Origin of the sequence: Microbispora sp. CL1-1 (genome assembly GCF_012034195.1) — a bacterium.
Lineage (GTDB): Bacteria > Actinomycetota > Actinomycetes > Streptosporangiales > Streptosporangiaceae > Microbispora.
Genome location: NZ_JAATEK010000081.1, coordinates 1 through 9,908 on the forward strand (window position 1 = coordinate 1; position 9,908 = coordinate 9,908).

Here is a 9,908-nt window from a genome sequence, read left to right on the forward strand (position 1 = left end):
GGTCGCCGCCTGTCTCGTCCTCGCCGCCGGAGCGAGCACGATTTTCGCACGAAAACCATCCGTCACATTTGGAAAAGCATCTGCCAAGCCGTCTACCACCGCAAATGGTTGATCAGGCAAAGACGACGTCGATCCTTCGCCTTGTTCTCGCAAGGCTTTCCATTTGACACGTTCAGGAGTCGTCGTTCCCGGATATCCCTTATTAAGATTTTTTCCTAGCCATTGCATTGCGTACACGGATGGAGGGGTCATGGCGGGCCGGCACATGCCTTTGCCTCTACGCCCGCGCTCGATCCAGGCACAGACCGCCCTGATGAGCGCGGTCCTGTCCCTCATCGTCCTCACGGTGATCGGGTTCGGCCTCGACCTCGCCATCCGCAGCCGGATCCACAGCCATCTCTTCATCGAGACCCAGCGGGTCGCGACCGACTGGATCGCCGGGATGGGCCCCAACGGCGTCCCCGAGCCGCCGGCCGGCCACGCGGACCTGGTGCAGCTCGTCGACTCCCGCAACCGGGTGATCACCGCGAGCCGGGCGGCGAGCGGCCAGGCCCCGCTGACGTCCCCCTTCCCCGGGGGCGAGGACCGGCTGCAGTACCGCATCGAGTGCCCCGACGGCGACCGGTGCATCGTGCTCACCGCCGTACGGGTCCTGCCGGTGCAGTCCCGGCTGTTCTGGGGCGGCGAGCCCCACGCCGTGTACGCGGGGAGGGCCGAGCCCGGCCTCCTGGCCACGCATCGGCTGGAACTGTTCATCGCGATCGGAGTTTTGATGATGACCGCCGGATGGACCTGGGCGAGCTGGCGTGCCACAGGCCGCACGCTGCGTCCGGTCAGAGAGATCCGCGAGAAGGTGACCGAGATCAGCGTGCGCGACCTCAGCCTGCGCGTTCCCCAGCCGCCCGGGCGCGACGAGATCGCCGAGCTCGCGCGGGCCTCCAACAGCTTCCTCGACCGCCTCGACGTCTCGGTGCGTCAGCAGCGGCACTTCGCCTCGATGGTCTCCCACGAGCTGCGGACCCCGCTCGCCGGGCTGCGCACGCAACTTGAGGAGGCTCTGCTCTACCGTGAGGACACCGACCCCTACGAGACGATCCGTACGGCGGTGCGGACCACCGAGCGGTGCCAGGCGATCATCGACGAGATGCTCACGGTCGCCCGGGTCCGCACGTCCGCGGCGGCGGAACACGAGCCGGTGGACCTCGCGGCGATCGCACGCGAGGAGGCCGCCGCCCGCACGAACGGCGTGCCCGTGCACGTGCACGTCGAGGCCGAAGACGAGGTGACCGTCCTCGGCAACCGGGTCCAGCTGTGCGGCGTGCTGACCAACCTGCTGGTCAACGCGCAGCGCCACGCCTGCAGCAAGGTCGACGTCATCGTCGGGCGGGCCGGGGACGACGCGGTCGTCACCGTGCTCGACGACGGCGACGGCATCGCGCCGGAGGACCGCGAGCGGGTCTTCGAGCCGTTCGTCCGCCTGAAGGACGGCCGCCGCCGCGACCCCAAGGGCACCGGGCTCGGCCTCGCCCTGTGCCGCCTCACGGCGGACGCGCACCATGGGACGCTGCGGATCGAGGACTCCCCGCGCGGGGCCCGCTTCGTCCTGCGCCTGCCGCTGCTCGCGAGCGCCAGGGCGCAGCTCACCCGGTGACGCTCAGGTGACGCCCACGGCGGTCCCGGCCGCGGCCAGGGTCAACGCGAAGTCGCCGGAACTGTCGGTGTACCAGCGGCAGACCGCGAACCCGGCCCGGGACAGCTCGTCGAGCACGCCCTCCCTGCGGAACTTGGCGCTGATCTCCGTACGCGTCTCCTCGCCCTCGGCGAACGGGATCGTGAGGCCGAGCGCCCTGATCGGCACCTCCATGGGCCGGGTGGCCCGCAGCCGCATCTCGATCCACTCGTTGTCGTCGTCCCACAGCGCGACGTGCTCGAACGCCTCCGGCTCGAACCCGGCGTCCAGCTCCCGGTTGAGCACGCGCAGCACGTTGCGGTTGAAGGCGGCCGTCACCCCCTGCGGGTCGTCGTACGCCCTGACCAGGCGGGCGGGATCCTTCACCAGGTCGGCGCCGAGCAGCAGGGTGTCGCCCGGCCGCAGCGTGGCCCGCAGCTCCTTGAGGAACACCTCCCGCGCGGCGGGCGGGAGGTTGCCGATCGTGCCGCCGAGGAACGCCACCAGCCGCCTGCCGGTCCTCGGCAGCAGCGCCAGGTGCTGTTCGAAGTCGGCACGCACCGGCCGCACGTCCAGGCCGGGATAGCGTACGGCGAGCCGCCCGGCCGCCGCCTCCAGCGTGACGGCGTCCACGTCGACCGGCGTGTAGGCCCGCAGCGTGCCCGCGTTGGCCAGCGCGTCGAGCAGCAGCACGGTCTTCTCGCTCGTGCCCGAGCCCAGCTCGACGAGCGTGTCGGCCCGGCTGAGGCCGGCGACGTCGACGGCGCGGCGGCGCAGGATCTCCAGCTCGCACCGGGTGGGGTAATACTCCGCCAGCCGGGTGATGCGGGAGAACAGCTCGCTGCCCGCGGCGTCGTAGAACCACTTGGGGGGCAGCCACTTGGGCGACGAGGTAAGCCCGGCGCGCACGTCGTTCTCCAGAGCCTGGCGCAGATAGTCGCCGCCGAGATGATCGGTAACCATGGTCGCCTCTCAATCGATCGGTGTCACCGAAACGCCGTCGGGGGACGCGAGCAGCAGGCTCCGGTCGGGCACCGCCCGCCAGCCCGGCCGGTCGTCCAGGGGCTCGCTCGCGACCAGCACCCCCTCCTCCAGGTGCGTGAACAACGTGTCGCCCCACGCGACGGCGGCCAGGTGGGAACCTCCCGTGACGAGCAGGTTGAGCCGGGCCTCCGGGTCCTCCTCGGACGCCGCCCGGACCACGGCGGGCAGGACGCCGGCGAGCGGCAGGCCGTCACGCAACCGGGCGAACACGGCCGCGGCGAGCCATGCCGAGTCGCACACGCTCTCCGCGTCGGGCGCGAGTGGCCGCACGGCCTCGCGCCCGACCCTGCCGTTGTGGCTGAGCAGCCAGGGCCCGTCGGCGAACGGCGCGGTGGCCGTCTCCTCGATCGGCATCCCGGCCGTGGCCGACCGCACCGCCGCGATCATGCAGTGCGAGCGGGCCGCCCCGGCCAGGCCGGGCACGTTGGCGTCCGCCCAGATCGGCACGGTACGGCGGTAGCGCACGGGCCGGGACCCGTCATACCAGCCGAAGCCGAACCCGTCGGCGTTCACCGTGCCGTACTTCTGCAGGCGCGGCGCGTACGCCTGGTGCAGCAGGCCGTGCGAGGAGTCGCTGATGAGCGTGGTCAGGGACCGCACCGGGCCCAGCCACGCCGCGTGGCGGCACATCCCTCACTCCTCGGAGCGGGCGCAGCGGAAGCCGGCGAAGATCTGCCGTCTGATCGGGTAGTCCCAGTTGCGGAAGGTCGTGCGGACGGCGGACGGATGGGTGGCCCACGACCCGCCGCGCAGCACCCGGTAGGTCTCCCCGAAGAAGACCTTGCTGTACTCCTCGTAGGGGAAGCACCGATAGCCGGGATAGGGCTGGAACCACGAGTCGGTCCACTCCCACACGTCCCCGATGAGCTGCTCCACGCCGTACGGGCTCGCGCCGTCCGGGAACGCCCCGGCGGGCGCGGGCCGGGCCGCGCGGTGGCCGAGGTTGGCCCAGCGCCCGAGATGGCCGGGGTCGGCCTCGCCCCAGGGGTACGTGCGGCCGCCGCACGCCTTCTCCCACTCGGCCTCGGTCGGCAGGCGCTTGCCCGCCCACCGGGCGTACGCGTCTGCCTCGTACCAGGAGACGTGCTGCACCGGCTCGTCCGGCGGCACCGGCTCCTCCCTGCCGAACCGGACCCGCCACCAGGTGCCGCCGTCGCGCGTCCAGAACAGCGGGGCCTCCACGCCGTTGCGCTCGGCCCACTCCCACCCCTGGGGCAGCCACCAGCGCGGGTCGCGGTAGCCGCCGTCCTCGATGAACTCCATGTACGCCCCGTTGGTGACGGGGTGGCGGTCGATCAGGTAGCCCGGCAGGTAGAGCCGGTGGGCCGGCCGCTCGTTGTCGTACGCCCAGCCGATGGTGTCGGTGCCCATCCTGAAGACGCCGCCGGGGATGTGGACCTCGGGGTCGGCGGCGGGCCTGCCCGGCGGCAGCTCCCCGTCGCGGACCAGGCCGGGCCGCCGGGACAGCTGGATCGTGGCGAGCATGGTCTCGTCGTGCTGGTGCTCGTGCTGCAGCACCAGCCCGAAGACATAGCCGCCGGACCGCAGCGGATCGGGGTCGGTCAGGTCCACCTGGTCGAGGACGTCGAGCACCCGGCCGCGTACGCCGGAGACGTACTTCCTGGCCTCGGCCGGGCCGAGCAGCGGGAGGGACGGCCGGTCCTTGCGCGGGTGTCTGAACGCGTCGTAGAGGTGGTCGATCTCCGGGCGCAGCGGCTCGATGCCGCCCACCTCGCGCAGCACCCACAGCTCCTCGTAGTTGCCGACGTGGGCGAGGTCCCAGACCAGCGGCGACATCAGCGGCGAGTGCTGGCGCACGAGCAGGTCGTCGTCGGCGTCGGTGTAGGCCAGCGACCGCTCGCGTACGGCGGCGAGCTCGGCCGCGATCCGCTCCTTCAGGCCGGTCGGGCCGGCGTTGCCGAGAACGGCGTCGAGATCGGTCACGCGAGTATCTCCTCCATCTGATCGGCGGCCGGCGATCGGCCGGACTCGATGTGCCGAGAGGCGAACGCGCGGACCCGGGCGACCAGCGCGGGCTCGGCCCCGAGGCGGGGCAGGGCCTCGGCGGCGGCGCGGAAGCAGGCCGAGGCCGACCGGCGCAGGCCGGGGTCGGCGAGACCGAGACGGGCGGCGTCCGCCCATCGGTGGGCGACCGGCCGGGCCGCCTCCATGGCGATCGCGGCGGCCCTGTCGTCGGTGACGAGCGCGTGGACGACGGCCACGCACACGGGCCACTCGGCGGCCCCCTGCGCGTCGAGGTAGCGCACCTCCAGCCAGCCCCGGGGCCGTACGGGCGGGAAGAGCGTGGTGGCGTGGTAGGCGAGGTCGGCCTCGCCGGGAGGCCGCCCGGCCACGCGCGCGAAGTCGCGGAACGCCGAGCCGTCGAGCACCGGCCGGAGCCCGCCGGACCCCCGGACCAGCATCAGCCGGGCGTCGAGGAGGTAGCGCGCCCAGTCGCCCACCGGGTCGCCGCGCCCGTCGAAGTCCCGGGCGACCGGCGCGGTCCTGCTCGGGTCGAGCCTGCCCCACACGGCCTGGCGGCCGGAGGCCCACCCGTCGAAGGGCGAGTTGGCGAAGGCCGCCACCAGCACCGGGCCGAGCGCGTGGGCGCGTTCCCAGCGGGCCCGGGGGTCGGCGCCGAAGTCCAGGTTGACCTGAATCGACGCCGTCGAGCACATCATCGTCAGGCCGTGCGGCCGTTCCAGGAACGCGGCCATCGCCTCATACCTGGGCTCTCGTAACTGCCGCACGGCCGGGCGCAGGGTGTCCAGGCCGCGGCCGCCCAGCCGCAGCCCGGCCCGGGCGAGCGCGAGCCGTACGGCGTCGACGTCGGCGGTGAGCCTGGCGACGGCGACAGGCAGGACGTCGGGCGGGGCGGACAGTTCGAGCTGCCCGCCCGGCTCGAACGTCACCCGGCTGCCACCCGTGAGCACGGGGAGCGCCCCCGCGATCCGAGCGATGGGGACAGGAAGCACGGGGTTGTCCGCGTCGAAGACCAGGAACTCCAGCTCGACGCCCAACCGGTCGGAGGTGACCCCGCGGAAGCAGTCCCTGGCGTACCTCTGCACGTCGGTCATTCGCCCCCCATCGGGCCGAGGTCTGCCGACTATGTCGTGCCGAGTCAGCTTTCCCCGTAATTGCCCCATTCAACCTGAAACCCATCCAAACAGGTAGCTATCGGGCGTCACACCCCCGATGCCCCGGTCCTCGTCGCACATCATCATCATCAAAGCGCCGACGATTCCGAAGACGACCAGCAGGATGACCGGGCCGCCGAGGCCCAGCCGAGGTTCCACGCACTCGCGCCGAACAGCCCGACGACGCCGACGAGCAAGCCGGCCGGGAACCGCCACCCGGCCCGGCCTCTCCGGGCGTACGCGACGGCCCCCAGCACGAGGCCGAGGAACGACCCGATCATCCCGGGCATCTGCCAGGCGACGACCATCGCGGGCTGCGCCGCGTCCTGCATGAGCTTCTCCGCCTGGTCCACCGGCAACATCCCGAACGCCACGATGTCGAAAAAGTCCGAGATCATCAGCACCGAGAAGTTGATGGGGCCGAGGATCGTGACGTTGGCGAGCACCACGCCCTTCCGCTTTACGAAGTGGACGAGGCCGATCACGCCTGGGGCCACAGGACCTACGCGTAATGGAGAAGCGTCGCGCTGCCGCCCACGGCCGCCGAGTTGTGCGCGTACACGAGAGGGTCCTCGACCCCTGGCTCGGACGGGTCGGCGGCCATGCCGAGGAGCAGGCAGAGCGGGGCGAGGATGAGGCTGGCGCCCGCCGCGACGCGGCGGAAGGTGATCGCGTTGTTGAGCATGCGGAGGACCGTACGGAGCGGTCCCCCGCGGCGCCGTCAGAGCACACGTGGACGAGACGTCCTCCCGAAGGCGGATTTCCCCTGCTCCCCGCGTCCTCCGCCGGATCCGCAGGGCGGCTCGGCCTGCGTCAGCCCCAGGCGCTTGCGCATCTCAGCCAAACGGTGGGCTCTGCTCACGTTGACGAGAGCCTGAGCGCCCTCCTCGACCTCCGCCCGGTCAGCCGCGTCAGGGAAGAACGCCGAAAGGAGGCCCTTCGCGATCGTAAGTGTGTGTACTGCTCATGCCCCTGCCTTTCTTGGCCGTAGGTCACGATCTTCGACGGAAGCCGATGAGGCGTCGGGCTGCTCCGCTACGCTGACACACCGTGATTACGGGTGAACTGAAGAACAAGATAGACCGGCTCTGGGATGCCTTCTGGTCGGGCGGGATCTCCAACCCGCTGGAGGTCATCGAGCAGATCACCTACCTAATGTTCATCCGGCGACTGGAGGACATCCAGACGGCAAAAGAGCGCAGGGCCAGCCGGAGCAAGAAGCCGATCGAGAACCCGATCTACACCGAAGAGACCAACGCCCTACGCTGGTCGGAGTTCACCGAACTGCACCCGGAGAGCATGCACCAGGTGGTGCGGGACGCGGTCTTCCCTTGGCTCCGCGAGCTGGGTGGGGAGGACTCCACCTACTCCTACCACATGAAGGACGCACGGTTCACGATCCCCACGGCGAACCTGCTCACCAAGGTCGTCGACATGCTCGACGAGATCCGTCTGGGCGAGCAGGACACCAAGGGCGATCTGTACGAGTACATGCTCAGCAAGATCGCAACCGCTGGGCAGAACGGGCAGTTCCGCACCCCTCGGCACATCATCCAGCTCATCGTCGAGATGATGACCCCCGGCCCGCAGGACGTGATCTGCGACCCGGCCTGCGGCACCGCTGGCTTCCTGGTGGCGGCGGCTCAGTACGTCAACCGGACCCACAAGGACGCGCTCCTCGACATGGCGCAGCGGCGCCACTTCAACGAGAGCATGTTCCACGGCTTCGACTTCGACAGCACGATGCTGCGGATCGCCAGCATGAACATGCTGCAGCATGAGATCGCACGACCGGACATCCGCTATCGGGACTCGCTAGCCGAGAGCACCGCGAGCGAGGCCGAGCGCTACACGATGATCCTGGCCAATCCGCCATTCGCCGGAAGCCTCGACTACGAGACCACCGCGAAGGACCTGCTCAAGGTCGTCAAGACCAAGAAGACCGAGCTGCTGTTCCTGGCGCTCTTCCTCCGCCTGCTCAAACCAGGCGGCCGAGCAGCGGTCATCGTCCCTGACGGAGTGCTCTCCAACTCCACGAAGGCTCACAAGGACCTCCGCCGCATCCTGATTGAGGACCACAAGCTCGATGCTGTGGTCAAGCTGCCGAGTGGGGTCTTCAAGCCGTACGCCAGCGTCTCCACGGCCATCCTGTTCTTCACCAAAACCAATAGTGGTGGCACAGACGACGTCTGGTTCTACGAGGTAACGGCGGATGGTTTCAGTCTGGATGAAAAGCGCACACCACTTCTGACCGAAGACAAGATCGGCCCGACGCCGACGGCACAACTCGATGAGGCCGCCCACTCCAAGAACAACTTGCCGGACGTGCTCGCACGGTGGGCGCTCCGCAATGGTAGCGAGAAGCAGCGGGCCAGGACGGAACAAAGCTTCCTAGTTCCCAAATCCGAGATCGCCGCACAGGGATACAACCTAGGTTTCAATCGGTACAAAGAGGCCATCCACGAGGAGATAAAATACCGCCCTCCAGGGGAGATCCTGGAGGAGTTGGAGTATATAGAGTCCAATATCCAGCAGGGCATGTCCGAACTAAAGAGGTTGCTATCGTGAGGATTTCAAGCAAGTGGCAGACGCGGCCATTTTCCAAGGTATTGAGCATGCCACCAAGGAACGGACTGTCACCCTCCAGCGATGGCACCGTCATCGCCAAAGTGCTAACGCTTTCCGCTATTACTGGCGATCGGTTCGACGAAACTCAATTCAAAGAATCTACATTTCATTCGAAACCCTCAAGCAATCAAACGGTAGATCATCGCGACTTTTTAATCTGCCGAGGAAATGGAAATATCAAACTTGTTGGACGCGGCTTCTTTCCAACGCACAACATGGAGGACACATTATTTCCGGACACCATGATTGCCGTCCGCCCCAACGCCGAAATCTTGCCAGAATTCTTGGAATTTCTTTGGAATGGAGACGTGGTGCGACGGCAGATCGAGGCGATGGCACGTACAACCAACGGAACCTTCAAGATTAATCAGAAAATGTTTGAAAGGATCGAAATTCCGCTTCCTTCAATTCCGGAGCAGCAGCTAATCGCCCGGGCGCTCGGACAGGCCGCCGCACTGCGCGATCAGCGCCGAAAGGCGATCGCCCTCATCGATGACCTCGCCAAGTCCACCTTCTTAGATTTGTTTGGGGACCCCGTAAAGAACGCCCAGGGTTTTGAGAGCGTTCCCTTAACGGAGGCTTGCCATCCCTATAGCGGAGGAACGCCAACCAAAAGCAATGCAAAATATTGGTCAGGAAATCTTCCCTGGTTCACACCAAAAGATATGAAACACAGCGACCTATGGGACTCGCAAGACCACATCAGCGAGCAGGTCCCACAAGAAACAAATCTGAAGCTACTCCCCCCCAATACGGTCGCCATAGTGGTTCGCGGCATGATTTTGAGCCACACTTTTCCCGTTTCCGTGCTGCGAATCCCAGCAACAATAAATCAGGACATTAAGGCATTGCTGCCCAAGCGGGAAATTGAGCCGCAATTCTTGGCAGCATGTCTGCGTGCCCAGTCCACGCACGCCCTCCAGCAAGTCTCCACTGCGGCTCACGGGACAAAGCGACTGGATGGCGAAGGATTAGGAAACATCTCCATCATTTTGCCTTCGATGGACCTTCAGCGTCATTTCACGCAAAAGCTCGACAAAATAAATCAAATTAGGGCATCCCACCAGAAGTACCTGAACGAAGCTGATGCGTTATTTACCTCGCTGCAGCAGCGCGCCTTCCGGGGGGACATGTGGGACAATCAGGATAACTGAATCCTTCCCCCGGAGGGTGTCCGTTGGGCAACTTCACGTTCCTTCGTCCGGAATGGCCTGATTTATACGAAGAAGCGAGCCGTGCGGAGCGGCTCGCGATCGCAGATCCACGAGTGTCATGCTTCTATGCCCGGCGAACGCTGGAGCTGGCAATCACCTGGCTCTACACGGCCGATGACACACTGCGGCTGCCGTACCGCGATGACCTCGCGGCGCTGATCACCGAGCCGACCATGGTGAAACTGGTCGGCCCCATTATCCGGACCAAGATGGACC

The 9,908-nt window shown here is 67.3% G+C and carries 11 protein-coding genes; 4 read left to right on the forward strand and 7 right to left on the reverse strand.

What is annotated here, in order from left to right; genetic code table 11:
- Positions 1 to 237, reverse strand: a 237-nt coding sequence (locus HCK04_RS41685) for a hypothetical protein (protein ID WP_205831263.1), incomplete at its 3' end; no start/stop codon positions are given.
- Between the two features lie 76 nt (positions 238 to 313).
- Here HCK04_RS41685 and HCK04_RS39405 point away from each other — a divergent pair.
- Positions 314 to 1,651: a HAMP domain-containing sensor histidine kinase gene (locus HCK04_RS39405; RefSeq protein ID WP_168066642.1), complete on the forward strand. Its 1,338-nt coding sequence runs from the start codon at positions 314 to 316 to the stop codon at positions 1,649 to 1,651.
- Between the two features lie 3 nt (positions 1,652 to 1,654).
- Here the strand turns inward: HCK04_RS39405 and egtD are convergent, their stop codons facing one another.
- The 6 genes from egtD to HCK04_RS39435 all read right to left on the reverse strand — a co-directional run bounded on the left by egtD (position 1,655) and on the right by HCK04_RS39435 (position 6,535).
- Positions 1,655 to 2,632, reverse strand: a complete 978-nt coding sequence (gene egtD, locus HCK04_RS39410; RefSeq protein WP_142652626.1) for an L-histidine N(alpha)-methyltransferase — start codon at positions 2,630 to 2,632, stop codon at positions 1,655 to 1,657.
- Positions 2,633 to 2,641: 9 nt separating this feature from the next.
- Positions 2,642 to 3,343: an ergothioneine biosynthesis protein EgtC gene (gene egtC, locus HCK04_RS39415; protein ID WP_142652627.1), complete on the reverse strand. Its 702-nt coding sequence runs from the start codon at positions 3,341 to 3,343 to the stop codon at positions 2,642 to 2,644.
- A 3-nt stretch (positions 3,344 to 3,346) separates the two neighbouring features.
- Positions 3,347 to 4,657, reverse strand: coding sequence for an ergothioneine biosynthesis protein EgtB (gene egtB, locus HCK04_RS39420; protein ID WP_260617566.1), 1,311 nt, complete (start codon positions 4,655 to 4,657; stop codon positions 3,347 to 3,349).
- Positions 4,654 to 5,790, reverse strand: a complete 1,137-nt coding sequence (gene egtA, locus HCK04_RS39425; RefSeq protein ID WP_142652628.1) for an ergothioneine biosynthesis glutamate--cysteine ligase EgtA — start codon at positions 5,788 to 5,790, stop codon at positions 4,654 to 4,656. Before egtA ends, egtB begins: the two co-directional genes overlap by 4 nt.
- Before the next feature lie 149 nt (positions 5,791 to 5,939).
- Entirely contained in the window at positions 5,940 to 6,347 is a 408-nt protein-coding gene (locus tag HCK04_RS39430; protein WP_142652629.1) for a hypothetical protein, read from the reverse strand.
- A 5-nt stretch (positions 6,348 to 6,352) separates the two neighbouring features.
- Positions 6,353 to 6,535 carry a hypothetical protein gene (locus HCK04_RS39435; protein ID WP_142652630.1) on the reverse strand — a complete coding sequence of 61 codons (183 nt, stop codon included), beginning with the start codon at positions 6,533 to 6,535 and terminating at the stop codon, positions 6,353 to 6,355.
- A 365-nt stretch (positions 6,536 to 6,900) separates the two neighbouring features.
- On the opposite strand from HCK04_RS39435, the gene HCK04_RS39440 reads away from it, so the two are divergent.
- The 3 genes from HCK04_RS39440 to HCK04_RS39450 form a co-directional block, all read left to right on the forward strand.
- Positions 6,901 to 8,418 (forward strand): class I SAM-dependent DNA methyltransferase, encoded by a 1,518-nt coding sequence (locus HCK04_RS39440; RefSeq protein ID WP_142652631.1) that lies wholly within the window; start codon positions 6,901 to 6,903, stop codon positions 8,416 to 8,418.
- Complete coding sequence (locus HCK04_RS43265; protein WP_142652632.1) at positions 8,415 to 9,632, forward strand: restriction endonuclease subunit S; 1,218 nt, start codon at positions 8,415 to 8,417, stop codon at positions 9,630 to 9,632. Before HCK04_RS39440 ends, HCK04_RS43265 begins: the two co-directional genes overlap by 4 nt.
- A gap of 23 nt (positions 9,633 to 9,655) precedes the next feature.
- A partial coding sequence (locus HCK04_RS39450) for a DUF4145 domain-containing protein (protein ID WP_142652633.1) occupies positions 9,656 to 9,908 on the forward strand: 253 nt, incomplete at its 3' end.